The organism is Enterobacter sp. MGH 38, from assembly GCF_000492855.1.
Taxonomy (GTDB): Bacteria; Pseudomonadota; Gammaproteobacteria; order Enterobacterales; family Enterobacteriaceae; genus Enterobacter; species Enterobacter hormaechei_C.
In genome coordinates, this window is record NZ_KI535608.1 from 1947237 (window position 1) to 1972497 (window position 25261).

The following is a 25261-nucleotide window of genomic DNA, read 5'->3' on the forward strand; positions in this document are numbered from 1 at the left end:
CCTCATGCTTACATTCAGAACGGTGATTGCCGCCCTGACCTTCGCCACCCTCAGCGCGGGCGCGCTTGCGCAGGATGTGACGGTGATGATTTCTGGCGGCTTCAAAGCGGCGCTGGAGAAGCTGACGCCGCAGTACGAAGCGCAAAGCGGCGACAGGCTCATTGTGATCTCCGGCCCGTCGATGGGCAAAACGCCGCAGGCCATTCCGGCCCGGCTCGCCCGGGGCGAAAAAGCGGACGTGGTGATTATGGTGGGCGATGCGCTGGCGAAACTGGAACAGGATCGCAGGACGGCGGCGGGCTCCCGCGTGGAGCTGGCGGATTCGCCCGTCGGGATGGTCGTCAAAGCGGGCGCGCCGGTGCCGGATATCAGTACGGTGCCTGCCCTGCGGCAAACGCTGCTGAAGGCGCATTCCATGGCTTATTCCGACAGCGCCAGCGGCCGGTATGTTGAGAGCCAGCTGTTCCGTAAGCTGGGCATAGACGGCCAGGTCCATGATAAAGCGCACCGGGTTGAGCGTATCCCGGTGGCGTCTGAAGTGGCAAAAGGGAAATACGACCTCGGCTTTCAGCAGGTGAGCGAGCTTCTGCCGGTCCCGGGGGTGACGTTTGTCGGTAAGTTGCCTGACGACATGCAGTACATTACCCGTTTCGCCGGAGCCGTAACGCAGAAGGCCGACCATCCTGAACAGGGAAAAGCGCTGCTGACTTTTCTCGCCTCGCCACAGGCCGCCAGCGTCATTACGGCAACGGGCTTAACGCCCGTCAGTGCACCTCGCGATACTGCTCGGTAATCAGCGTTTCGAGTTCGGCAGCAATATAGGACTGGATCCGACCGCGGCGGCGGATCAGCCCCACGGTTCGCCTGACTTCAGGCTCGGTTAAAGGTACCGACGTCAGCAGCGAATGCTCTGCGCGGGGCATTGACATGGCGGGAACGGCCGCAATGCCGATCCCGGCTTCAACCATCCCCAGCATGGTCGTCACGTGCCGCGTTTCGCAGATGCTGGGGCGCTCAGGCCGAATATGCCCGACCCGCTGGTCGAGAAGATTGCGGTTGCCGGAGGTCTTATCCAGACCGATATAATCCTGCTGATAAAAAGCCTGCCACGTCAGGCTTTTTCTTTTTGCAAGCGGGCTGTCGCGTCGGCAGGCGGCCACGTAGACATCCTCCACCAGCGGGACAAACTCGATGTCGGGCTGCAAACTCCGGGCAAAGCAGATACCAAAATCCGCCTGTCCGCGGGTGACGGCCTCGATAACATTTCCGGCGCTGCTGTCGATCAGTTTTATGCGCACGCGGGGGTAACGGGACTGAAAGCGGCGGATCACATCCGGCATAAAGTAACAGGCGGCTGACGGCACCGTCGCCACGGTGATTAGCCCCGTGCGCTCTTCGCTGGCCTTATCGATATCCGAAAGCATGGACTCCACGTCAGCAAGCAGTTGCCCGCACCGGTCGGCAAAGGTCTGTCCATACAGGGTCAGCGTGACGCGCCGGGTGGTTCTGTCGAACAGTTTTGTCCCCAGTGCCGCCTCCAGCTTTTCAATTCTGCGACTCAACGCCGACTGGGAAAGGCAGATAGATTCTGCCGCAAGACGGAAATTGCCGTATTCCAGTAAAGCGCGGAAGGCATAGAGATCGTTGAGGTCAAAATTGACGGGCATACTGACGGGATCCTTAAGCACGGTAGGGTAAGAAGAGATTTATCATAGCCGCGCACGACATACTTCACAAAATGAAGGGGATACCCCTAAAGCGCTATCAACCTGACGGCACATAGTGATAGTTTATGCGGGCTGGATTCCTCTTAAACAGGCCGCCACTCTGCATGCAGCCGATGAGGAGTGTCATACTGCTTAACAGAGTATGTTGGCATGCTAACAGCCCCTGACCTTTCCATTTTGTTCACGTGCGAGTAACGAGCAAAGCGATGATTAAGTGGCCCTGGAAAACGAACGACGCTGGTCGAAATATGGCGCTCCCCTGGGATGAGGCTCTGGCGATCCCCGTGCTGGCGAATCTCTTGCCTGAAGAGCAATCAAAGCTGATTCAGCTGGCCGAGCGTTTTTTACAGCAAAAACGGCTGGTACCGCTACAGGGCTTCGAACTGGATCCGCTTAAAAATTCGCGCATCGCCCTGCTCTTCTGCTTGCCGGTGCTGGAGCTGGGTATCGAATGGCTGGATGGCTTCCACGAAGTGCTGATCTACCCGGCGCCGTTCATCGTCGATGATGAGTGGGAGGATGACATCGGGCTGGTGCACAACCAGCGTATGGTGCAGTCCGGGCAGAGCTGGCAGCAAGGGCCAATCATCCTCAACTGGCTGGATATTCAAGACTCGTTCGATGCCTCGGGCTTCAACCTGATCATTCACGAAGTGGCGCATAAGCTGGATACCCGTAACGGCGATCGCGCCAGCGGCGTGCCGCTGATCCCGCTGCGTGAAGTCGCGGGATGGGAGCACGACCTGCACGCGGCGATGGAAAACATTCAGGATGAGATCGACCTGGTGGGTGAAAGCGCGGCCAGCATTGATGCCTACGCCGCGACCGATCCCGCCGAGTGCTTTGCGGTGCTGTCCGAGTATTTCTTTAGCGCACCTGAGCTTTTTGCCCCGCGCTTCCCGGCGCTGTGGCAGCGTTTTTGCCAGTTTTATCAGCAGGATCCACTCCAGCGTCTGCGGCAAAGTGAGGACGCAGCCAGCACATCCTCTCATCCGTTCCACTAATGTTTAAGGGGTACGATCGGTCGATCGTACCCACACGCTCACCGCGAGAAACAGCAGTGCCATTCCCCATGCGGCAGTAATCAAAAACTGCTCACCGTAAAAGCGCGTCACCACGGGTACCAGCAGCGCGCTGGCCCCGTAGCCCAGCGTATGGCTGGTGGCGATCACCCCTGCGCCTTTGCCCGTCGTCAGCCGATCGTTGAGCAAAAGCTGGTATCCCGGCGTTGCCATGGCGGCCCCCAGCGAAGTGATGACAATGCCCACGTAGAATAGGGCTAAACTGGCGAGAGACATCAGCCCAAGACCCGCCACCATCAGCACTGCGGCAATTAAGAGTAAAACTCTCGGGGTAAAATGCTGCGGGCGTACCACCAGAAACTGCGCCGCCAGGGTCGCCAGGGCGGCCAGACTCAGCAATAGCGCGACATGATGGCTGATTTGCACGGCATCGCCATTGAATAACGGATGAAGATGCGGCGATAAGCCAAGCTGCATCAGGCTGACCAGCGCTGCCAGCAGCAGCGCCAGCACCAGGAAAGGCAGCATGGAGGCCTGTAACCGCGTCGACTGGTGCGCCACCGGCGGCAGCGGGGGATCGGCGGCTTCGCGCAGCACCAGCAGCAGCGCGATCAACGGCGCCAGCGCCATCAGCCAGAGCGGTGCGACCGGGCTGACGCCGAGCATCAGCGCGGCAAGAGGCGGGCCCAGCAGACGCCCGCAGCTCAGGCCAGAGCTTATCGTCGCCAGCGCCGCCATCCTTTTATCCAACCCCGCGCGTTGAATGGCCCACGTCTGGGCCGCAGGCACCAGCCCTGATACCGTCAGGCCGTACAGCATGCGCGACAGAACCAGGCCCGCCATTCCCCAGAGGGCATTCAGCGCGCCGTTCGCCATCGCCCAGACTACCAGCGCCATCACGACGAAGCTCGCCAGGTAGCCGCCCAGCGAGGCCAGCATAACGATCTTACAGCCGTGCCGCTCGCTCTGGCGTCCCCACCAAGGCGATGCGGGTAAAAAGAGCATCGAGCCGAACATCAACAGCCCGGCCCAGACGGAGAGCGACAATCCGGTCAGGGAGACCAGCTGCGGCAGCATGACCAGCAAACCGTTTTGTCCAATACCTAATAAACCGGCGCCCAGTGCCAGGGGCCAGTTAGCTTTGGGGGCCACAACGTCAGTGAGATTCTCGGTACGGGTGCGCATAAAATTGTGAAGATAATGTCAATAAATGTGTGGAAATTATGAAGTTTATGAAAACAAATATTGCAAAAATAGTTGCCACTGTAAACAGAATGAATATCATAACGAGAATTATTATCAGTCATGGAATGAGGTACAACTATGCGTACTCTGCCCCGCTCCGCCGGTACAGATGTTGCGGCCCAGTGTTTTTTGAACGCGCTACTGCGCGAAACGAAGGACTGGCACTATCTTCCCGCAACCCGTGCGGATGAGTTATCGCAGATTCATATCCCGCTCTCCCCAACCCAGGCCATTCGGGTTCCGGTACGCTATTTCTCCCCCACACAGCATCACCAGTATCGTTTCCCGGCAACGCTGATTCAGGCCGACAGCGACAGCGGTGACACGGTCACATTCCATCAACTGATTGATTTAATTATTGAAAAAGAGACGGTTAAAGGCGCTCTGGATGCCGATACGCTGGCTCGCTTTAAGCAGCGCGTCCTGGAAAGCCATACACACACCTGGCAGGCCATTGATTTACGCCACAACTGGGCAAACCTGCGCGATAAGCCGCTGACCTTTGCCGAAGCGGAACAGGCGCTGCTGGTCGGCCATGCTTTTCATCCTGCCCCAAAGTCGCACGAGCCGTTTAACGAGGCCGAGGCGCGTCGCTATCTGCCGGATTTCGCCTCCCGCTTCCCGCTGCGCTGGTTTGCGGTTGAGCATGAGCTGATTACCGGCGACAGCCTGAATGTCTCCCTGCGGGAACGTCTGCTGCGCTTTGCAGCGCAGAGCGCGCCGGCTCTTCTCGGTCACTTCACCGACACCTGCTGGCTACTGCCGATGCACCCATGGCAGGCCGACTATCTGCTGGAGCAGGACTGGTGCCAGCGTCTGGTAGAAAAAGGCGCCCTGCGCGATCTGGGCGAAGCCGGTGCGCCATGGCTACCCACCAGCTCTTCCCGCTCGCTGTACAGTGAAACCAACAGCGACATGATTAAGTTTTCCCTGAGCGTGCGGCTGACCAACTCCGTGCGCACGCTGTCGGTGAAAGAGGTTAAGCGCGGCATGCGCCTGGCGCGGCTGGCGAAAACGGCACGCTGGCAGGAACTTCAGGCGCGCTACCCGACCATGCGCGTGATGCAGGAGGACGGCTGGGCGGGGCTGCGCGATGAGCACGGCGTCATTCAGGAAGAGAGCCTGATGGCCCTGCGCGTCAATCTGCTGTTCGATACCCCTGAAACGCAAACCAACGTGCTGGTGAGCCTGACCCAGGCCGCGCCGGACGGCGGCGACAGCCTGCTCGCCGCGGCGGTGCGTCGTCTGAGCCAGCGTCTGGACTTACCCCTCGCCCAGGCCGCGCGCTGCTGGCTGGACGCCTACTGCGACCGCGTATTGCTTCCGCTGTTCAGCGCCGAGGCGGACTACGGTCTGGTCCTGCTGGCGCACCAGCAAAATATCCTCGTTGAGATGCAGCAGGATTTCCCCGTTGGACTGATCTACCGTGACTGCCAGGGCAGCGCCTGGACCGAAGGGGCCGACGCGTGGCTGAATGAGGCAGGTGAAACCGAAGTTGAAAACCGCTTCGGTGAGAGCCAGCTGCTGCGCTACTTCCCTTATTACCTGCTGCTGAACTCTACCCTTGCCGTCACCGCCGCGCTCGCCGCTGCCGGTTTCGACAGCGAAGAGAACCTGATGTCCCGCGTGCGTGACGCGCTGGCCGAACTGCGCACGACGGCGAAGCAGACCCGCTGCCTTGATTATGTGCTCGACAGCCCGACCTGGAACTGTAAAGGCAACTTCTTCTGCTATCTGCACGATCGCAACGAAAACACCATCGTCGATCCGGCGGTGATCTATTTCGACTTCAGCAACCCGTTTTATAAGGAGAAGGCGTGATGGCAAACGCGAATATCGTCCATTCCGGCTACGGCTTTCGCTGCACGGTCACGGAACAAAACCTGCCGCTGACGCTGGGTCTCGACGGCAGCGCGGTGATGGAGCGGCTGATCGGGCTCCCGGACGGCTGGCTGGTGGACGCCCTCGACCAGCTGTTTGTTGCCGCGCCCGCCCTGACCGGCATTACCCTGCCGTGGGCAGCCTGGCAGGATGAACCTCAGGCGCAGGCGCTGTTTAGCCTCGTTCACGGAGATTATCTGGCGCGTGAAATTTTCTGGCAGCTGCCGCTGTGGCTGAAAGGCGAACGCCCGCAGGCGAGCGGCGGAATGCAGTTTGACGAAAGCCGTCAGCTGTACTTCCCGCTGCGCCCTCACCGCCCGCAGGGCGAGGTGTATCGCCGTTACGATCCGCAGATTAAGCGCACCCTGAGCTTCCGCGTGGCGGACGTGGCGCTGGACGGCGAGCGTTTTACCCGCTGGATGAACACCCCACGCGTGAACGCTTTCTGGGAGATGGCCGGCCCGCAGGCCGAGCAGGAGAACTACCTGCGTCGCCAGCTCGACTCGACCTATTGCTATCCGGTGATCGGCTGCTTTGACGATCAGCCATTCGGCTATTTTGAACTCTACTGGGCGGCGGAAGACCGCATTGGCCGCCACTATCGCTGGCAGCCCTTTGACCGCGGGCTGCATATGCTGGTGGGCGAAGAGAACTGGCGCGGAGCGCAGTGTATCCGCAGCTGGCTGCGCGGCCTGAGCCACTATCTGTATCTCGATGAACCGCGCACGGCGCGCATTGTGGCGGAACCGCGCTTCGACAACCAGCGTCTGTTCCGCCATCTGGCGTCCGCCGGTTTCGACACGGTGAAAGAGTTCGACTTCCCGCACAAACGCTCCCGCCTCATCATGAGCGAGCGTCATCGCTTCTTCCACGAGGTGGAACTGTGAACGCGCTCTGGCAGAAAGTGAACCGCGAGATGGTGGCGAAGATCCTCGCCGAACTGGAATATGAACGCATCCTGCGCGCCGAGCCGGTTTCGACGGACTACTGGCGCATCAGTATGGGCAACGCGTGCTGGCAGTTTCGCGCCACGCGTGGGATCTGGGGCTGGCTGCATATTGACCCTGATACCCTGACCACCACCAGCGGCGCGGCGGTCGAAGCGGAAAACGCGCTGCTGCAACTGGCCACCGTACTGGAGATGAGCGACGCGCAAACGGCGGAGCACATGGAAGATCTCTACGCCACGCTGCGGGGCGACATGCAGCTGTTGCAGGCGCGTGAAACGCTGGATGCCGATGCGCTGATCCACCTTGACCCGGACGAGCTACAGTGCCTGATGCGCGGTCACCCGAAGTTTATTTTCAATAAGGGACGCCGCGGCTGGGGGCTGGATGCCCTGCGCCTGTACGCGCCGGAATATCGCGGGCGTTTTCGCCTGCACTGGGTCGCCGTGCAGCGCGATCGTCTGGTCTGGAGCAGCGACGCCGATTGCGATATTAACGCCCTGCTCTCCAGCGCCATGGACGATGCCGAGCGCGAGCGGTTCGACGCCCGCTGGCAGGAGCTGGATCTGGATGATAGCTGGCTGCCGGTGCCGCTGCACCCGTGGCAGTGGCAGCAAAAAATTGCCATTCATTTCCTGGCGCAGCTCGCACGCGGTGAAATGGTGGAGCTGGGTGAGTTCGGCGATGAGTATCTGGCGCAGCAGTCCCTGCGCACGCTGACCAACGCCAGCCGTCGCGCGCCGTATGACATCAAGCTGCCGCTGACCATCTACAACACCTCCTGCTATCGCGGTATTCCGGGCAAGTATATTGCCGCCGGTCCGCTGGCCTCGCGCTGGCTACAGCAGCAGTTTGCCAGCGATGCCACGCTGATTCGCTCCGGGGCGCAGGTGCTTGGCGAACCCGCTGCCGGATATCTGTCGCATCCGGGTTATGCCGCATTGCCTGAGGCGCCGTACCGCTATCAGGAGATGCTGGGGGTGATCTGGCGCGAGAACCCATCCTGCTATTTACAGGATGGTGAACAGGCGGTGCTGATGGCGGCGCTGATGGAAACCGATAATCAGGGGCGCCCGCTGATTGACGCATGGATCAAACGCTCGGGGTTAACCGCTGACGCATGGCTGGAAAAGCTGTTTGAGGCGACGGTGATCCCCTTCTATCACCTGCTCTGTCGCTACGGGGTGGCGCTCATCGCCCACGGCCAGAACGTCACGCTGGTGATGAAAGATTACGTTCCGCAGCGCATTTTGCTGAAGGATTTCCAGGGCGATATGCGCCTGGTGGATGAAGATTTCCCGCAGGCGCAGAGCCTGCCGGAGCAGGTAAAAGCGGTGACGGCGCGCCTCAGCGCGGATTACATCATCCACGACCTGCAAACCGGCAACTTTGTCACGGTGCTGCGCTTTATATCCCGCCTCACCCTGCAATGCGGCGTGAATGAAACCCGCTTCTATCAGATCCTGGCGCTGGTGTTACATCGTTATATGGCCGCCCATCCGGATCTTGCGGCGCGCTTCGCGAAGTTCGACCTGTTTAAGCCGCAGATTATTCGCGTGATCCTCAACCCGGTCAAACTGACCTTCTCTGAACACGACGGTGGCAGCCGCATGCTGCCGAACTACGTCTGCGATCTTGATAACCCTCTTTTTCTGGTCTCCCGGGAGTCAGCGCAATGAAAACCTATGATTTCATCGGCATTGGTATCGGTCCGTTCAACCTCAGTATTGCCGCGCTGGCGGAGGGGCTGGACGGTTTTAGCTCGCTGTTTCTTGAACGCAAGCCGCACTTCTCCTGGCACCCGGGGATGATGGTGCCGGACTGCCATATGCAGACCAGCTTCCTGAAGGATCTGGTCAGCGCCGTAGAGCCAACCAACCGCCACAGCTTCCTGAACTACCTGGTACAGCGCAAAAAGTTCTACCGTTTCCTCACCACCGAGCAGCGCACCGTGTCGCGCGAGGAGTTTGCCGACTACCTGTGCTGGGCGGCGGATAACCTCACCAACCTGGCCTTCAGCCAGCAGGTACAGCAGGTCAGCTTTGATGAGCAAAACGGCCTGTTTGAGATCGTGACCCAGCGGGATCGCTTCCTGGCGCGGCACGTCTGCGTGGGGATTGGGAAGCAGATCAATCTGCCAGACTGCGTCACCGCGCAGGACGATACCTGCTTCCACGCCAGCGAAATGATGCTGCGCACGCCGGATTTATCGGGCAAGCGCGTCACCGTCGTCGGCGGCGGCCAGAGCGGTGCGGATCTGTTTTTGAATATCTTCCGTGGGGAATGGGGCCAGCCGCTGAGCCTCAACTGGGTGTCGCGCCGCAACAACTACAACGCGCTGGATGAAGCCGCGTTTGCTAACGAGTATTTCACGCCAGAGTATGTGGACAGCTTCTCGACCCTCGATGACGACGCCCGACGTCAGATGTTGCAGGAGCAGAAAATGACCTCCGACGGGATCACCACCGAGTCCCTGCTGGCGATTTACCGCGCCATGTACCACCGTTTCGAAGTGCTGCGTGAAAAACCCTGGGCGCACCTGATGCCGTCCCGCTCGGTGACGGCGCTGACGCGCCAGGAAACCGGACCTCGCCTCAGCATCCAGCATCACCTGGACGGCGGGCGCGAACAGCTTGAAAGCGACGTGGTGATTTTCGCCACCGGCTACCGCGCCGTGCAGCCTGCTTTTCTCGCCCCGCTCTCTTCCCGACTGCGTCTGGATGAGGATGAAGCCTTCTGCATCAACAACGATTTTACCCTTGAATGGGACGGCCCGCAGAGCAACCGCCTGTTTGCCGTGAATGCCGGGATGCACCGTCTCGGTATTGCCGAACCCCAGCTCAGCCTGATGGCCTGGCGCGCGGCGCGAATTTTGAATCGCGCTCACGATGACGAGCCGTTTGAGCTGGCAACCACCCCCGGCGTGATCCACTGGCGGAGCACCACCAGCCCGGAGAGCAGCCAGGTTTTTAAATCATTAATAAAGACCACCGAGTACTGACACACACATTCAGGATCAACATAACAATGAAACGTTCTCATCTTTGGGTTTTAAATCCGTGCTTGCTTGCCATGCTTTCTACCTCTGCGTGGGCGGAAGAACAAAAGGAAGAAGATATTGTGGTCTCCGCCAGCCGGGCACATCGCAGCGTGGCAGAGATGGCGCAAACCACCTGGGTTATTGAGCGGGCGGAAATTGAACAGCAGGTTCAGGGCGGGAAAGAGATTAAAGACGTTCTGGCCCAGCTGATCCCCGGCATGGACGTCAGCAGCCAGGGACGTACCAACTACGGCATGAACCTGCGCGGTCGCTCCATGATGGTGATGGTGGACGGCGTACGTCTGAACTCGTCCCGCAGCGACAGCCGCCAGCTCGACTCTATCGATCCGTTCAACATTGACCGCATCGAAGTGATCTCCGGCGCCACCTCGCTGTACGGCGGCGGCAGTACCGGCGGGCTGGTGAACATCGTCACCAAAAAAGGCCAGCCGGAGACCGAAGTGGAGTTCCAGACCGGGGCAAAAAGCGGGTTTAACAGCCATAACGACCATGATGAGAACGTCTCCGCAGCCGTGAGCGGCGGCAATGACAACGCCTCTGGTCGTCTGTCGGTCTCCTATCAGCGCTACGGCGGCTGGTATGACGGCAACGGCGACGAGGTGATTATCGATAACACCCAGACCGGCTTGCAGTATTCCGACCGTATCGACGTGATGGGGACAGGCACCATCAACATCGACGATCATCAGCAGCTCCAGTTAACCACGCAGTACTACAAGAGCGAATCTGACGGCAAGCACGGCCTGTTCCTTGGGGAGAATTTCGCTGCGGTCACGGGCGATGCCAAAGCCTATAACAAAGACAACCTGAACTCTGACCGTATCCCGGGCACAGAGCGTCACCTGATCAACCTGCAATACTCGAACACCGATTTCTGGGGTCAGGATCTGGTTGCGCAGATTTACTACCGTGACGAGAGCCTGACCTACTACCCGTTCCCGACGCTGAGCAAAGGCGCGGTGACCAGCATTGGCGCGTCCCAGCAGAAAACCGATTTTTACGGCGGCAAGCTGACGCTGAACAGCAAGCCGATGGACGACCTGACCCTCACCTGGGGCGTGGATGCCGACCATGAAACGTTCGATGCCAACCAGCAGTTCTTCGACTTAAGCAAAGCGGCGGCGAGCGGCGGCATGGAGCTGGACAATGCCTACAACGTGGGCCGTTATCCGGGTTACAGCATTACCAACCTCGCGCCGTTCCTGCAAGCCAGCTATGACATTGACGCCATCACCCTGAGCGGCGGCGTGCGTTATCAGTACACCGAAAACAAGGTGGACGATTTTGTCGGTTACGCCCAGCAGCAGGCAATCGCCACGGGCAAAGCCACCTCCGCTGACGCGGTGCCGGGCGGGAAAACCGACTACAACAACTTCCTGTTTAACGCCGGGATCCTTGGACGTCTGACCGAACAGCAACAGCTGTGGTTTAACTTCTCCCAGGGCTTCGAGATCCCGGACCTGGCGAAGTACTACGGCTCCGGCACCTATCAGCTGGTCGATGGTCACTATCGTCTGCAAAACAGCGTCAATGTGAACGACTCAACGCTGGACGGGATTAAGGTCAATGCTTACGAGCTCGGCTGGCGCTTCACCGGCGATAACCTGCGTACCCAGGTGGCGGCATACTACTCGCTCTCGGATAAAACCATCACCATCAACAAGAGCGACATGACCATCAACCTGGAGGACGACAAACGTCGTATCTATGGGGTTGAAGGCCAGGTGGACTATTTCTTTACCGACAGCGACTGGAGCACCGGGGCGAACTTTAACGCCATCAAGTCCGAAACGCGTGAAAACGGGAAATGGGAGAAGCTGACGGTCGACAGCGCCAGCCCGTCTAAAGCCAGCGCATGGGTCAACTGGGCGCCGGGCGACTGGACGCTACGCGTGCAGAGCACACAAACCTTTGACGTGTCTGACGCCGACGGTAAGAAGATTGATGGCTATAACACCGTTGATTTCCTGGGTAGCTACGCCCTGCCGGTGGGCAAAGTCAGCTTCAGCGTGGAGAACCTGCTGGACAAAGACTACACCACCGCCTGGGGCCAGCGCGCACCGGGGCTGTATAGCCCAACCTACGGCGCACCGGGTCTTTATACTTATAAAGGCCGTGGACGTACGTTTGGTCTGAATTACTCCGTTCTGTTCTGATCCTGCGCGCCGCCTGTCTGCGGGCGGCGCGATTTGCTGTGCAATTTGAAAGCAAATTTGCTATTAAATCATCGGTTTGCTGAAATTGTCGACAAACGAACAAAAACGGTGTTTTCCCCTTTGACAAGGCGCACGCAGGTCGATAATATGCGCCTCGTTCACACGATTCCTCTGTAGTTCAGTCGGTAGAACGGCGGACTGTTAATCCGTATGTCACTGGTTCGAGTCCAGTCAGAGGAGCCAAATTTGAAAAGCCTGCTTTTAAAGCAGGCTTTTTGCTTTTGTGGGTTCGGTAAATTTGCCGGGTGGCGGCTGCGCCTTACCCGGCCTACTGATTAGCGACTAAATCTGATAATCAATCGCCACCTCTTCCGGCTCCATCACCTGGCGTTTGATCTCATCCACCGACAGCCCCGCGTTGCATAGCTCAATAAAACGCCACACGTAGTTACGCTGAAGCTGCCCGCGCTTTAGCCCCAGCCAGACGGTATTCGCATCGAACAGGTGACGCGTATCCAGACGCACCAGATTTCCGGCCTCATATTCTCCGCCAGACTGCTCGGCCACCAGGCCAATCCCCAGCCCTAACTCGACGTAGGTTTTGATCACGTCGGAATCCTGCGCGCTCAGCACCACGTCCGGCGTGAGCCCTTTACGCTTGAACGCTTCATCAATGCGCGAGCGCCCGGTAATGCCCTGCCGGTAGGTAATCAGCGGCCATTTGACGATCTCTTCCAGCGTCAACGGCGAAACCTGATTCAGCGGGTGATCGGCGGGTAACAGCAGGCTGTGGTGCCAGCGGAACCACGGGAACGCCACCAGCAGCGGGTCGTTGCTCAGCCGTTCACTGGCGATACCGATATCGGCCCCGCCGTTATGCAGCAGCACTTCGATTTCCTGCGGCGTGCCCTGGATCAGTTCGAGACGTACGTCCGGGAAGATCTCACGAAATGCTTTGATAACCGTCGGAAGACTGTAGCGCGCCTGTGTATGGGTGGTGGCGATAGTCAGCACACCGGAAGCGTCGTTGGTAAAGAGATCCGCCAGCCGGCGAACGTTGCTGGCCTCGTTGAGAATGCGCTCAGCGATGGTCAGCAATGCCTTGCCTGGCTCGGTCATACCCAGCAGGCGCTTGCCGCGACGGATAAAAATCTCAATGCCTAACTCCTCCTCCAGCTCGCGGATATGCCGGCTGACGCCCGACTGAGAGGTGTAAAGCATATTGGCGACTTCGGTCAGGTTGTAATCCCGCCTGGCCGCCTCACGAATAATTTTAAGTTGCTGGAAATTCACAATTCACTCCGGCGCATCTGACATAAGGCTATTGTTAGAGTCAGCCGGGCTGGAGAACAAATAATAAAAACCAGCATCTTATGCTTATTTGGAATATCAGCTGACCAGTTGCAGCTCGCGATTTTCCAGCGACGGCTTACTGACCAGAGACATCAGGATCTCTTTCACCGCCTGCGCCTGCGGTGACAGGGAGCCGCGCGCGGACATATTTAACGACAGCGGTAAGCTCATGGATGGCGTGGTGATACGCGCCATCCAGCCGTTTGCCGCGCTGCACAGTGAACGTGCGGCAGACTCGGGCAGAACCGTTACACCCATGCCGCTGGCAATGGCGGCAGTCAGCGTGGAGATGGAGTCGATCTCGCCGATGATCTTCGCCGTCAGACGGCGCAGCGAAAACGCTTCGTCAACGCGCACGCGCACGGCACTGTAGTCGCGCGGCAGAAACAGGTTCATCTCTGCCACAGCGGTTAAATCAATGCTCTGGCCAGGGCAATCACGGGTACCGACCAGATAAAGATCTTCCTTCAGCAGCGGCTGGCTGGTGATCCCGGCAACCGGGGAGCGATCGTACAGCACCGCCATATCCAGCTGACCGTTGAGCAGTTTGTCATTGAGCACGGAACCACTGTTCTCATGCAGATAAACCAGCACTTCCGGTAGCTCTGCGCGCACCGCCTGAAGCAGCGGCATGGTTACCGACGATGCGGCCGTTCCCGGCGCCAGCCCGATGGAGACATGGCCACTCAGGGTCTGACCCACATTGTGCACGGCCAGCTGCGCCTGTTCACACTGACGCAGGATCGTGCGGGCATGGGTATATAAAATTTTTCCCGCTTCGGTAGGCGTTACGCCGCGCTTGGTGCGGATCAACAGTTGCTGGTCCATTTCGCCTTCCAGAGTCGCGACCTGCTGGCTCAGCGCAGGCTGCGCGATATGCAGCACTTCAGCCGCCTGGGTCAGGCTGCCGATATCGACGATTTTTACGAAGTATTTCAGTCGTCTTAAGTTCATGTTGCCCCCTGTTCGAAAATAGCGTGCCGGTAACGGCTGTGTTGTTAAACAGGTTTTGCAATATGGATGCCAGTTTTTTGCAGCGGGTGTATGTCTCTGCTAAGCGGCTGAAAATAAGGAAAGCCAATCACTGATGCCTGTTTTGAGATGGGGACAACGGTTTCCGATCTGCCCCATTCGGGGTATATCTGCACAATAATGGTGCATTCCGTTGGCAAAAACGTCACTTTGCTGGTTTTGTCAGCAAACAGTCTAAAGTGGGCGATCCATCCTTTGACAAGGCGTACGGAGGTCGATAATATGCGCCCCGTTCACACGATTCCTCTGTAGTTCAGTCGGTAGAACGGCGGACTGTTAATCCGTATGTCACTGGTTCGAGTCCAGTCAGAGGAGCCAAATTTGAAAAGCCTGCTTTTAAAGCAGGCTTTTTGCTTTTCTGCGTTCGGTAAGTTTGTCGGGTGGCGCTCCGCTTACCCGACCTACGGTACTCAAGGCCCGGCAAGCGAAGCGCTACCAGTCATAGCAAGCTTCACCGGCATCCCCGACCGCCGTTCCAGTTCAGCGCCCGCCCCTTCACTTATCAGCTGCGTCCTTTGTGCGGCTGAAATGGGCAGCGGCACCTTATTTGTCGATTCAAATTCCGCGCGATTGCGTGAAAGCGGCTCGTGAACCTCTACCCAACGGCTACCGTCCGGCTCCGTGGTCACTTTTACGGGCTGATCGATAAGCTGTACCCGCGTCCCCACCGAAACGTTATCGAACAGGTATTTGATATCGTTATTACGCAGGCGAATGCAGCCCTGGCTGACGCGCAGACCAATGCCGAAATTTGAGTTAGTACCGTGGATCGCGTACAGCCTGCCGATATAAAGGGCATACAGCCCCATCGGGTTATCCGGCCCGGCGGGAACGAACGCGGGCAACGTTTTCCCTTCCTTCGCGTAAGCGCGTCGCGTATTTGGCGTGGGTGACCAGGTTGGGCCTTCCTGTTTGCGCTCAACGGCGGTTACCCAGTTACGCGGCGTTTCGCGCCCGGCCTGACCGATGCCAATAGGCAGCACCTCAACCGTGTTGCTGCCGGGTGGATAATAGTAAAGCCGCATTTCCGCGACGTTCACCACAATTCCCTCACGCACCGTTGGCGGCAGAATAAGCTGCTGGGGTACCGCAAGCTGTGTTCCGGCTCGCGGTAAAAACGGATCCACCCCCGGGTTGGCTTCCAGCATATTGCTCAACCCCTGTCCGTGCTGCGCTGCAAACGCTTCGAGCGGCAGAGTATTGCCCTCAGGCACGGTGATGGTGATCGGCACCCCCACCAGGCGGCTGCCCTCGGGAGGGAGGGGGTAGGTTACAGCAGATGCAGCGGGAACCAGAATACCAAGCGTAAAAACGAACGAGGCAAATCGAATCATAGTGTTCTGTACTCAGTCAAAGAGAAAGCCTGCCGGTGGGCAGGCTTAGCCTGCTCATTCAGTCATCTTTTCGTCGTGCGCCATCTCCGGGTAAGGACTTTTTCTGCTTCAACAATCATGAACATCGCAAACCCAATCAGGAAGGTAATGATCCAGTAGCGGAACGGTAGCGCTTCGGTACCGAACAGCATTTGCATGAACGGCGCATAGATGATCAGAAGCTGAAGGGCCAGAAGTACGCCGCTCACGATCCATATCCCCTTATTAGCCAGCAGACCTTTACTCAGGGAGAAGCCGTCAGTGACGCGGCAGTTGAGCATGTAAAACCACTGGGCGGTGACCAGCGTTTGCAGCAACACGGTGCGGATGAACTCCGGCGAGTAGCCGCGAGGTTGCAGCCAGGCCTCCAGCACAAAGGCGCTGATGGCAATCATCAGGCCGACAAACACCACTCGCCAGATGGCATAACCGTCCATCACATGCAGGTTAGACTTACGCGGCGGCCGGTTCATGATGTCCTTCTCACCCGCTTCAAACGCCAGGCCAAACGACAGCGTTGCCGAGGTTGCCATGTTCATCCACAGGATCAGTACCGGTGTTAACGGGATCAGGTTCCCCGCCAGCAGGGCAATAATGATCAGCAGGGCCTGGGCGATGTTGCTCGGGATAACGAACAAAATGGTCTTTTTCAGGTTGTCGTAGACCCGACGCCCTTCATGGACCGCCCGGGCAATGGTGGCAAAGTTATCATCCGTTAACACCATATCGGCGGCTTCTTTGGTGACTTCAGTACCTTTGATCCCCATCGCGATGCCGACATCCGCCCGCTTCAGCGCAGGCGCATCGTTCACCCCGTCCCCGGTCATTCCGACCACTTCCTGCTTACTTTGCAGCGCCTGCACCAGGCGGAATTTATCTTCCGGGCTGGTTCGGGCAAAGATATCGTATTTTTGCGCCGCCTCGCTCAGCTGGTGGTCGTCCATCGCTTCCAGCTCGCGCCCGGTAATGGCGCTCGCCGCGTTGCCAATACCCAGCATCTGTCCAATGCTCATCGCCGTTTGTGGATGATCCCCGGTAATCATTTTCACGCGAATGCCCGCCTGCAAGCAGTCGGCAATGGCCGAAATGGCTTCCGGGCGCGGGGGATCCATCATGCCCGCAATGCCGAGCAGTATGACCCCCTCTTGCAGATCCGCATGCGTCAGCTCGCGCTGCCCGCTGGCGGCCGGTTTCCAGGCCGCAGCCACCATGCGCAATCCCTCGCGCGCATACTCTTCAATCTTCTCTTCCCAATAGTGCAGGTTGAACGGCTCCAGCCCGTTTTGGGTCTGCTGGTGCTGGCAAAGACGGAAAAGGACGTCCGGCGCACCGGTGATTAACATCACCTCTTCGTCGCCCAGGCGATAGAGGGTGGACATGTATTTATATTGCGAATCGAATGGGATTTTACTGCGCAATTCGGCGTCAATTGTCGGAAGCGGGATTTTGGCCGCCAGCACCTTCAGCGCGCCTTCGGTTGGCCCGCCGGTGATTTTCCATAGCCCCTGCTCATCTTTGATCAGTTGGCTGTCATTACAGAGATCGACGGTGCGCAGATAGCGCTCAAGCACAGATCCCTGGGTCACGGTGACCGGTGTTGGATCGTCAACAGGGTGAATAGCGCCCACCGGTTCGTAACTGTCTCCCTCGACGCGGTAGGTGGTGTCCGCGGTAATCACCGCTTTTACCGTCATCTCATTCATGGTCAGGGTGCCGGTTTTATCCGAGCAGATAACCGTCATCGCCCCCAGCGTTTCCACGGTAGGCAGCTTGCGAATAATCGCCTTGCGACGCGCCATCGCCTGCACGCCCAGCGAGAGGATGATCGAGATAATGGCCGGTAATCCTTCCGGCACCGCCGCCACCGCAAGGCTAATCAGCGACAGCACCAGCTCTGAAACGGGCATATCGCGGAAGATGAGGCTGAAAACGAACAGCGCCAGCATCATCACCAGAATGGTGATAAAAATGGTCTTGCCGAGCTTGTCCATTTGCACCATCAACGGGGTACGGTGTTTTTCAATGTCTGACATCATCTGGTTGATATGGCCGAGTTCGGTCTCCCCACCGGTTGCCACCACCAGCCCTTTTCCCCCGCCGGAGCTGACGGTGGTGCCCGAATACAGCAGATTGTAACGGTCACCTAACGGGAGTTCGCCGCTGAGCACATCGCTGCTTTTCTCCACTACCGTGGATTCGCCGGTGAGAATAGCTTCTTCCACCCGCAGGTTGTGCGCCTCTATCACGCGAAGATCGGCAGGAATGCGATCCCCGGCGCGTATCACCACGATATCTCCGGGCACCAGCGCTGTCGTCGGGATAGTTTCATGGTTGCCCTGCCGGATGACCACAGCCTCGCTGGAGAGCATATTACGAATGCTTTGCAGCGATTTCTCCGCATTGCTCTCCTGAATATGGCCAATCAGGGCGTTAATGATAGCCACCCCAAGAATGACAAACATATCCACCCAGTGTCCCATTATCAGCTTCAGCAGCGCCGCCGCCAGAAGGACGTAAATAAGGACATCGTTGAAATGGGCCAGAAAGCGCAGCCAGCCGGGTTTACCCGGTTTTTGCGGTAAGGCGTTTTCGCCGTATTTTTCCAGCCTGGCGGTCGCTTCTGTACTGCTGAGTCCGTCGAGGCTGGATTGGATATTTGTCAGGGTTTCATCAACGGTCTGTTGATAATACGGGCGGTGAGGCTTTTCTGTTATCATCGTTCCTTCCTCGGGTTCTTTTCAGAAATCACCTTGCTTTCATGTCATTAACGAATAACGAAAACAGGAACATGCGCATAACGAACGATACTCGCCGCCTCTGACCCTAATAAATGGGTTTGAATATTGGGATTACGCGATCCCACAATAATCGCACCGACGTTAAGTTCATCCGCCAGTTTGATTACCTCATCACGTATATTCCCGCTGCGAACATGCAGATGGACATTTGCTTCCGGCAGGTTGATTTTTTTTACCAGCGCAGCCAGTTTTTCTTTTGCATTATTAATCATATATTCATTCATCTTTCTCGCGTCTGCAATAAAACCGCGGGTCAGTTCCGCCGAGAACTTTGGCATAACGTACAGCAGATGGACATTACCCGATGCGCTTTGCGCCAGGAATTGGGCATGCTGTAGCGCTTTATCAGACAACGCTGTTTCGTATACATCCACCGGCACCAGAATCGTTTTATACATATCAAGCATCCTTTTTATAACCAACACAACAGTGAGTGAATCAGGAGAGATCGCATCAACCCCATGGGTACAGGCGTGAATGCCTTTTACGGAAAAAAGGAATGGATGCTATTAAACGTAGCACAGGAATATCAGGATGTTATTCAAAGGGGATACGCTATCGTAACGCTTGTTTCGCCTGAGTATGTCACGCCACTAATAATGGTTATTTAACATTTATTTATTCACCGACTATGCTCATAGTCAGGCATGCAACACGTTCATTCTCTTTATCCCGCGCCACCTTCAACCTCATGGAGGAATGCATGTACGGTTTAAGCCTGATTCGCCTTGGTTTGTTTATTGCGCTCGCCACTATCGCCAGCACAGCAATCGGTTTATTTACCTATGTGGTCGTCTCGGCCCTGGCAGAATAGCGCCACCCCAGCATTGATGACGAAATAAATAAAACAATTATTATCAGGGGAATACTGTGAAGCGCTACCTCTCTCTTCTGCCTGCTGTTTTATTGCTGCTGACGGCGTGCGATCCGAAATCCGACCGCGCCGCGCCCCTGCCGAAAATGGTAAAAGTCGCAGAGGTGGTGAAGGCTGGCAACGCGCAGCAGCGCGTCTTTCCCGCCCGTATCGAATCCGGCGACGCCACGGATCTTGCGTTCAAACGTGCCGGGCAGATTGAGACCCTGGACATTCGCCAGGGTGTCGTTGTCAAACAGGGGCAACGGCTCGCCAGTCTTAACGATCGCGAAGCCCGGCAGCGTCTGAACGACAGGCAAACGGCGGCGACCCTGGCTCAGCGGCAATTCGACCGCTTCCAGACCCTGGCAGGACGCCAGGCCGTGTCGAAGGCCGAGATGGATGTCCAGCGCGCAAACCGCGATTCTGCAAACGCCGCGCTTCAGATTGCACGCGAAGAATTGAGTCAGATGACGCTCGTCGCCCCCTTTAGCGGGACAGCGGCCAGCGTACATGTGCGAAACCATCAGGTCGTCTCAGCCGGCCAGCCCGTCGTCACATTGACCCGTACCGATCTACTGGACGTGGTGTTCAGCCTTCCAGAGAACCTGTTTAACACCTTCGATATTCGCAATGCGCAGTACAAACCGGTAGTGAGGATCAACGCCCTGCCCGGTCGCGAGTTTACCGCTGTGTACAAAGAGCACTCAGGCAGTAGCGACAGCAACACTTTGACCTGGCAGGTAATTTTAACCATGCCCCGCCCGGATGATTTTCCCGTCGTGGGCGGCGTCAGCGGAACGGTCACCATCAATTTAACCAACCTACCGGCGGGCGTGGGCAGTGAGGCGCTGGTGGTGCCGGTTGAAGCGGTCTTTAACCCGGATAACCGCCCGCGCAATGAGCCACACGTCTGGGTGGTGACGGGCGAAGGCGATACGTTGCACCTTGAAGATCGTAAGGTCAGCGTGGGGCAAGTCAGCGCTGAGGGGGTCATCATCGTCGGTGGGCTTAAGGCGGGTGAACGCGTGGTGGCCGCAGGCGTTAGGGAGTTACATCCCAACCAGCCGGTACGTATCTGGACGCGTGAACGGGGACTATAATGGATATCTCTCGTCAGTTTATCAGCAACCCGGTTCGCGTCTGGCTGACGATTTTGCTGCTGGGCGTAGGCGGCATTATTGCCCTGTTGAACATCGGCAGACTGGAAGATCCGGCGTTTACCATCAAAACGGCGGTGGTGATCACCCATTATCCGGGCGCGTCGGCGCAGCAGGTTGAGGAAGAGGTCACCCTGCCGCTGGAAAACGCGCTTCAGCAATTACCTTACCTGGATAACGTCAGCTCCATCTCCTCCAGCGGCCTGTCGCAGATTACGGTCAATATAGCCTCGCGCTACCACTCAAATGCGCTGCCGCAAATCTGGGATGAACTGCGTCGCCGGGTGGGTGATGCCGCCCGACAGTTTCCACCCGGCGTAGTGACCCCGTTTGTGAATGACGATTTTGGCGATGTGTTCGGCTTTTTCTTTGCCATTTCCGGCGATGAATTCAGCAATCCGGAACTGGTCCGGTATGCCGAGCAGCTGCGCCGGGAGTTGGTCCTCGTGCCAGGCGTGGGCAAAGTGGCCATCGGCGGAGCCCTCACCCAGCAGATTAACGTGGATATTTCTCTGAGCAAAATGGCCGCGCGCGGGATAACGCTGAACCAGCTTTCTGCCCAGCTCAGCAGGCTGAACGTGGTCTCCAGCGCGGGAGAGATCCCCTCCGGTACCGAGTCAATTCGTCTGCATCCTACCGGTGAATTCGAGAGTATTGACGAGCTGGCCGATCTCATCGTGACCCCGCCGGGCGTTGGGGCGGCTACCCGCTTACGGGATATTGCCACCCTTTCACGCGGGCTGGATGCCTCCCCTGCCAGCATCTACCATGCCAACGGCAGAGAAGCCGTCACCATGGGCGTCTCCTTTATCCCCGGCGTTAACGTGATCGACGTGGGAGATGCCCTGGAGGCGAAGCTTGAGCAGATGTCAGCCGAGAAACCGGCAGGTATCCATATCGACCTGTTCTACGATCAGGCGGCGGAGGTCGGGCATTCCGTTAACGGATTTATCATTAACTTCCTGATGGCGCTGGCGATTGTCGTCGGTGTGTTGCTGATCTTTATGGGCTTACGCAGCGGGATCATTATCGCCTTTTCCCTCGCGCTTAATGTGCTGGGTACGCTGCTGATCATGTATCTCTGGGGTATTGAACTACAGCGCATTTCACTGGGCGCGCTGATCATCGCCCTCAGCATGCTGGTCGACAATGCCATTGTTATTGTCGAAGGGGTACTGATAGCACGGCAGCAGGGCTCGTCCCTGATGAACGCCATTAGCAACATTATTCGCCGTTCTGCGCTGCCGCTGCTGGGTGCGACGGTGATCGCCATCCTGGCCTTTGCGCCCGTCGGGCTGTCGCAGGACTCTACCGGCGAATACTGTAAGTCGCTGTTTCAGGTTCTGCTGATTTCGCTCATGCTGAGCTGGTTCTCTGCCCTCACCATTACACCGGTGCTGATCAAATGGTGGCTGTTTAAACGGGACGCTGCGCCGCCAGAGGCTGACGAAACGGATCCCTATGACAAACGCATCTATCGGATCTATCAGGCGGTGCTCAACGCGCTGTTACGGCGTAAAGCGCCAACGCTGGTGGTGATGGCCGCACTGCTGGCAGCCGCCATCTGGGGCTTTGGCTCGGTGCGGCAGAACTTCTTCCCCTCCTCCAGCACGCCGATTTTCTTTGTCGACCTCTGGCTCCCTTACGGTACCGACATTAAATGGACCGAGAAGATGACCAGTGATATCGAGAAAACCATTAACGGCCAGCCTAGCGTGGAAACCACGGTCTCGACGATTGGTCAGGGAAGTATGCGATTTATTTTGACCTACAGCGGACAGCGGCAGTACAGCAACTATGCGCAAATCATGGTGAGAATGGACGACCAGCGTAACATCCCCGCCCTGACCCGCCACGTTGATGAGTACATCGCCCGGAACTATCCGCAGGTTAACGCCAGCACGAAGCGGGTGATGTTTGGCCCCTCCGGCGACAGCGCTATTGAAGTGCGTATTAAAGGCCCCGATCCCGACAGGCTGCGTCTGATCGCCAGCCAGGTAGACAACATTCTTACGCGCGATCCGGCGACGGACAGCGTCAGGAACGACTGGCAAAACCGCAGCAAAGTGATCCGCCCGCAGTACGTCACCGCGCTCGGACGTGAGCTTGGCGTGGATAAGCAGGACGTCGATAACGCACTGGAGATGAATTTCTCCGGCAGCCGGGCAGGACTGTACAGAGAAGGAAGCGATCTGTTACCCGTGGTGGTGCGCCCGCCGGAAAGCGAGCGGCTGGACGCCAACCACCTGAACAACGTCCTGGTCTGGAGCCAGACCCGGCAGCAGTATATTCCGCTGAGCAACGTCGTCAGCGGCTTCGCGCTGGAGTGGGAAGATCCGCTGATCCTGCGTCGCGACCGCTCGCGCGTGCTGACCGTGCAGACCGACCCTGACCCGTTGAGCCAGCAAACGTCCGGCGATATTCTCGCCCGCGTGAAGCCGCAAATAGATGCCCTGCCCCTGCCTCACGGCTACAGCATTGAGTGGGGCGGGGACGCGGAGAATTCCAGCGAAGCGCAGCAGGGGCTATTTACCACGCTGCCGATCGGGTATCTGGTGATGTTTGTGATCACGGTGCTGATGTTCAGTTCGGTGAAAAACGCCGTCGCTATCTGGCTGACCGTGCCGCTGGCGCTGATCGGCGTGACGCCGGGGTTTTTAATTACCGGCATCCCCTTTGGCTTTATGGCGTTGATTGGCCTGCTGAGCCTGAGCGGGATGCTGATCCGCAACGGCATTGTGCTGGTGGAAGAGATAGAGCAGCAGAAAGCGCAGCAGGATCAGCACAGTGCGATCGTTTACGCCGCCACGTCGCGCCTGCGTCCCATCCTCCTCACCGCCTTTACGACCGTACTCGGCCTCGCCCCCCTGCTGCTGGATGTGTTCTTCCAGAGCATGGCCGTTGTGATTATGTTTGGGCTTGGGTTTGCTACAATCCTGACGCTGCTGGTACTCCCCGTAATTTACGCGTGTTTCCATCGTAAGGACAAAGCTGAACAACAATGAATGCGACAGGGCTGAATATCATCAAGACGCTGGGCTGTATGACGGCGGTTACCTTTTTCACCATCTACAACACCTGGGATCATTACGATTATGACTATCACTGGATCCTCGGTTTTTTAACCTTCATTTCGACCATCGCCACGCCGTTGTTTTTTGTGGTTGCAGGGTATCTGGACGGGCAATCCCGACACGGCACGCGCTGGCAGCTGGATAAGATCAAACGCCTGGTGATCGTCTTTCTGTTCTGGGTAACGATTTACTACCTGTGGGAACCCTATCAGCGCGGATATCTGATCCAGCCCTGGTTCGTGTTCGCGTTTATCGTGATTTACACGTTTCACCCGGTGGTGGAGCGGCTCAGCCAGCGACGAATGCTCTTTTGCGGGGTGATTACCGCCCTGCTGCTTTTCTCTTACGGGTACGATTTGCTGTCGGCCCTCTATCCTGATGCCCACGTCCTTTCATTGTCGCCGCAGTATCGCCTGTGGACGTGGCTGCTGTTTTATCTGACAGGCCAGCTCTTTTGCGATCCGCAGATCGCGGCGTGGATCGGCCGCAAAAACGTGGTCAGGGCCGCGGTGATTGCGATACCGTTCATCTATCTCTTCACATGGTTTTACGAACGGCACTTCTTTTTTGCGCTATTTAAAGCAGACAGAAACGCCTTTATCCTCACCGGATCGCAAATTTACATTCTGATTATTGCCCTGGTGATTGCGGCAAATGGCGTGCGGTTTCGCCGCAATGCGGAGTTTAAAGAGTCCGTGCTGGCCGCCATTAGCAAAACGATGACCGGGGTCTATATCATGCACTACTCGGTGTTTCACCTGCTGACCGCGCTCATTCCGGTGACGTCCCTGAGCACCAAACTTGCTCTGATTGTGCTTACGTTTGTTACGTCGGTCCTGTTTTCGCTGCTGATCCTGTCCAACACAGTGGCCAAAAAAGTGATCACCCTCTAAAAGCCCAGGCGCAGCCAGGCAAACAGCACGTTGCCGTTGTTGTAGGTCCCAGGAATATACGTGAACTGGACGGTGACACGCTTATATCCGGCAGAGAAAAGCGGGAAGATAAACGGCAGCGGGACATAGTTGGCAAAGTCGTCGCGCGCGGTGATCCCCGCGGCGGCCCCGAGCCCCAGACGGAAATCTTTTGCGTTATCCAGAAACCACCCCTTCTCCCAGCCGTAGCCCATCGCGGGCTGCCACTCGTTGTGGGAATCTTTAAACATCATGGCAAACAGCGCGCTCCAGTTGCCCTCGTCGTTGTAGCGAGACACGCCCAGCCCCCCGCCCCACGGCATTTCGTTGTAATTATCCGTTTTCTCTTTGTCATACATGAAGCGTGCATGCCAGCTCAAAAACGGAAGGTAGAGATCGTAACGATCCGGCTGTTCCCAGGTTTGCGCAATATCGTCCGTTACTGCATCCCACCAGCGATGAATACGCTGTTCGCCATAGACTTTCGGCTCCGCATGCAGCGGAGATACGACTAAAAACAGGACTACCCACAGTGCAGGAAAGAGGCGTTGCATCGTTATTCCCTCAGCTTACGTCATACAGCGATCATTATTACTGTAAACCATTCAGCCCTAACCGGAGCCAAACAGGCTGATTTATGTTGTCGCCCGATAAGATGAAATTTATTT

General features: G+C 57.5%; 18 protein-coding genes and 2 tRNA genes. 12 read left to right on the plus strand and 8 right to left on the minus strand.

Going from position 1 to position 25261, the window contains the following annotated elements:
* Window positions 1-4: 4 nt before the first annotated feature.
* Entirely contained in the window at window positions 5-793 is a 789-nt protein-coding gene (locus L384_RS02300; RefSeq protein ID WP_023324918.1) for a substrate-binding domain-containing protein, read from the plus strand.
* On the opposite strand, the gene L384_RS02295 is transcribed toward L384_RS02300, so the two are convergent.
* Window positions 765-1667: an L-proline-binding transcription factor PsrA gene (locus L384_RS02295; RefSeq protein WP_003859540.1), complete on the minus strand. Its 903-nt coding sequence runs from the start codon at window positions 1665-1667 to the stop codon at window positions 765-767. The genes L384_RS02300 and L384_RS02295 overlap by 29 nt on opposite strands.
* 266 nt (window positions 1668-1933) lie before the next feature.
* On the opposite strand from L384_RS02295, the gene mtfA reads away from it, so the two are divergent.
* Window positions 1934-2731 carry a DgsA anti-repressor MtfA gene (mtfA, locus tag L384_RS02290; protein ID WP_003859539.1) on the plus strand — a complete coding sequence of 266 codons (798 nt, stop codon included), beginning with the start codon at window positions 1934-1936 and terminating at the stop codon, window positions 2729-2731.
* A gap of 3 nt (window positions 2732-2734) precedes the next feature.
* On the opposite strand, the gene L384_RS02285 is transcribed toward mtfA, so the two are convergent.
* Entirely contained in the window at window positions 2735-3934 is a 1200-nt protein-coding gene (locus L384_RS02285; RefSeq protein WP_023324919.1) for an MFS transporter, read from the minus strand.
* 138 nt (window positions 3935-4072) lie between these two features.
* Between L384_RS02285 and L384_RS02280 the strand changes: the two genes are divergently transcribed.
* From L384_RS02280 to L384_RS02255, 6 genes are all read left to right on the plus strand, one after another.
* The gene (locus L384_RS02280) at window positions 4073-5815 is read left to right on the plus strand and encodes an IucA/IucC family protein (RefSeq protein ID WP_023324920.1); all 1743 of its coding nucleotides are present in this window, start codon (window positions 4073-4075) and stop codon (window positions 5813-5815) included.
* Window positions 5815-6762 (plus strand): GNAT family N-acetyltransferase, encoded by a 948-nt coding sequence (locus L384_RS02275; RefSeq protein ID WP_023324921.1) that lies wholly within the window; start codon window positions 5815-5817, stop codon window positions 6760-6762. Before L384_RS02280 ends, L384_RS02275 begins: the two co-directional genes overlap by 1 nt.
* On the plus strand, window positions 6759-8501 hold the full coding sequence (iucC, locus tag L384_RS02270; protein ID WP_023324922.1) for an IucA/IucC family protein: 1743 nt from the start codon (window positions 6759-6761) through the stop codon (window positions 8499-8501). Before L384_RS02275 ends, iucC begins: the two co-directional genes overlap by 4 nt.
* Window positions 8498-9823, plus strand: coding sequence for a lysine N(6)-hydroxylase/L-ornithine N(5)-oxygenase family protein (locus tag L384_RS02265; RefSeq protein ID WP_023324923.1), 1326 nt, complete (start codon window positions 8498-8500; stop codon window positions 9821-9823). Before iucC ends, L384_RS02265 begins: the two co-directional genes overlap by 4 nt.
* Before the next feature lie 26 nt (window positions 9824-9849).
* Window positions 9850-12039, plus strand: coding sequence for a TonB-dependent siderophore receptor (locus L384_RS02260; protein WP_023324924.1), 2190 nt, complete (start codon window positions 9850-9852; stop codon window positions 12037-12039).
* A 167-nt stretch (window positions 12040-12206) separates the two neighbouring features.
* A tRNA-Asn gene (locus L384_RS02255) sits at window positions 12207-12282 on the plus strand.
* Between the two features lie 99 nt (window positions 12283-12381).
* On the opposite strand, the gene cbl is transcribed toward L384_RS02255, so the two are convergent.
* Together cbl and nac are read right to left on the minus strand one after the other, a co-directional pair.
* Window positions 12382-13332 carry an HTH-type transcriptional regulator Cbl gene (gene cbl / locus L384_RS02250; RefSeq protein ID WP_003859532.1) on the minus strand — a complete coding sequence of 317 codons (951 nt, stop codon included), beginning with the start codon at window positions 13330-13332 and terminating at the stop codon, window positions 12382-12384.
* A gap of 96 nt (window positions 13333-13428) precedes the next feature.
* A complete protein-coding gene (nac, locus tag L384_RS02245; protein WP_003859531.1) occupies window positions 13429-14346 on the minus strand; it encodes a nitrogen assimilation transcriptional regulator NAC in 918 nt (305 codons plus the stop codon).
* A gap of 320 nt (window positions 14347-14666) precedes the next feature.
* On the opposite strand from nac, the gene L384_RS02240 reads away from it, so the two are divergent.
* Window positions 14667-14742, plus strand: a tRNA-Asn gene (locus L384_RS02240).
* Between the two features lie 92 nt (window positions 14743-14834).
* On the opposite strand, the gene ldtA is transcribed toward L384_RS02240, so the two are convergent.
* The 3 genes from ldtA to L384_RS02225 form a co-directional block, all read right to left on the minus strand.
* On the minus strand, window positions 14835-15758 hold the full coding sequence (gene ldtA, locus L384_RS02235) for a L,D-transpeptidase (RefSeq protein ID WP_023324925.1): 924 nt from the start codon (window positions 15756-15758) through the stop codon (window positions 14835-14837).
* Window positions 15759-15820: 62 nt separating this feature from the next.
* Complete coding sequence (locus L384_RS02230; RefSeq protein WP_023324926.1) at window positions 15821-18514, minus strand: cation-transporting P-type ATPase; 2694 nt, start codon at window positions 18512-18514, stop codon at window positions 15821-15823.
* A 47-nt stretch (window positions 18515-18561) separates the two neighbouring features.
* Window positions 18562-18993 (minus strand): universal stress protein, encoded by a 432-nt coding sequence (locus L384_RS02225; RefSeq protein WP_023324927.1) that lies wholly within the window; start codon window positions 18991-18993, stop codon window positions 18562-18564.
* Between the two features lie 472 nt (window positions 18994-19465).
* Here L384_RS02225 and L384_RS02220 point away from each other — a divergent pair, with 472 nt between their 5' ends.
* From L384_RS02220 to L384_RS02210, 3 genes are read left to right on the plus strand one after another with little or no spacing between them, the layout of a single operon-like run.
* Window positions 19466-20551, plus strand: a complete 1086-nt coding sequence (locus L384_RS02220) for an efflux RND transporter periplasmic adaptor subunit (protein WP_023324929.1) — start codon at window positions 19466-19468, stop codon at window positions 20549-20551.
* Window positions 20551-23613: an efflux RND transporter permease subunit gene (locus L384_RS02215; protein ID WP_023324930.1), complete on the plus strand. Its 3063-nt coding sequence runs from the start codon at window positions 20551-20553 to the stop codon at window positions 23611-23613. Before L384_RS02220 ends, L384_RS02215 begins: the two co-directional genes overlap by 1 nt.
* Entirely contained in the window at window positions 23610-24575 is a 966-nt protein-coding gene (locus L384_RS02210; protein WP_023324931.1) for an acyltransferase, read from the plus strand. The genes L384_RS02215 and L384_RS02210 overlap by 4 nt, the downstream gene beginning before the upstream one ends.
* Here the strand turns inward: L384_RS02210 and pagP are convergent.
* The gene (pagP, locus tag L384_RS02205; RefSeq protein WP_023324932.1) at window positions 24572-25147 is read right to left on the minus strand and encodes a lipid IV(A) palmitoyltransferase PagP; all 576 of its coding nucleotides are present in this window, start codon (window positions 25145-25147) and stop codon (window positions 24572-24574) included. The two genes, L384_RS02210 and pagP, sit on opposite strands and share 4 nt — an antisense overlap.
* Window positions 25148-25261 lie beyond the last annotated feature (114 nt).

Coding starts and splice junctions, on each gene's coding strand:
- L384_RS02215 (WP_023324930.1), top strand. CDS start 20,551: ATGGATATCTCTCGTCAGTTTATCAGCAACCCGGTTCGCGTCTGGCTG.
- L384_RS02280 (WP_023324920.1), top strand. CDS start 4,073: ATGCGTACTCTGCCCCGCTCCGCCGGTACAGATGTTGCGGCCCAGTGT.
- nac (WP_003859531.1), bottom strand. CDS start 14,346: ATGAACTTAAGACGACTGAAATACTTCGTAAAAATCGTCGATATCGGC.
- L384_RS02285 (WP_023324919.1), bottom strand. CDS start 3,934: ATGCGCACCCGTACCGAGAATCTCACTGACGTTGTGGCCCCCAAAGCT.
- L384_RS02210 (WP_023324931.1), top strand. CDS start 23,610: ATGAATGCGACAGGGCTGAATATCATCAAGACGCTGGGCTGTATGACG.
- L384_RS02260 (WP_023324924.1), top strand. CDS start 9,850: ATGAAACGTTCTCATCTTTGGGTTTTAAATCCGTGCTTGCTTGCCATG.
- L384_RS02225 (WP_023324927.1), bottom strand. CDS start 18,993: ATGTATAAAACGATTCTGGTGCCGGTGGATGTATACGAAACAGCGTTG.
- L384_RS02230 (WP_023324926.1), bottom strand. CDS start 18,514: ATGATAACAGAAAAGCCTCACCGCCCGTATTATCAACAGACCGTTGAT.
- L384_RS02275 (WP_023324921.1), top strand. CDS start 5,815: ATGGCAAACGCGAATATCGTCCATTCCGGCTACGGCTTTCGCTGCACG.
- ldtA (WP_023324925.1), bottom strand. CDS start 15,758: ATGATTCGATTTGCCTCGTTCGTTTTTACGCTTGGTATTCTGGTTCCC.
- pagP (WP_023324932.1), bottom strand. CDS start 25,147: ATGCAACGCCTCTTTCCTGCACTGTGGGTAGTCCTGTTTTTAGTCGTA.
- L384_RS02295 (WP_003859540.1), bottom strand. CDS start 1,667: ATGCCCGTCAATTTTGACCTCAACGATCTCTATGCCTTCCGCGCTTTA.
- mtfA (WP_003859539.1), top strand. CDS start 1,934: ATGATTAAGTGGCCCTGGAAAACGAACGACGCTGGTCGAAATATGGCG.
- L384_RS02265 (WP_023324923.1), top strand. CDS start 8,498: ATGAAAACCTATGATTTCATCGGCATTGGTATCGGTCCGTTCAACCTC.
- L384_RS02300 (WP_023324918.1), top strand. CDS start 5: ATGCTTACATTCAGAACGGTGATTGCCGCCCTGACCTTCGCCACCCTC.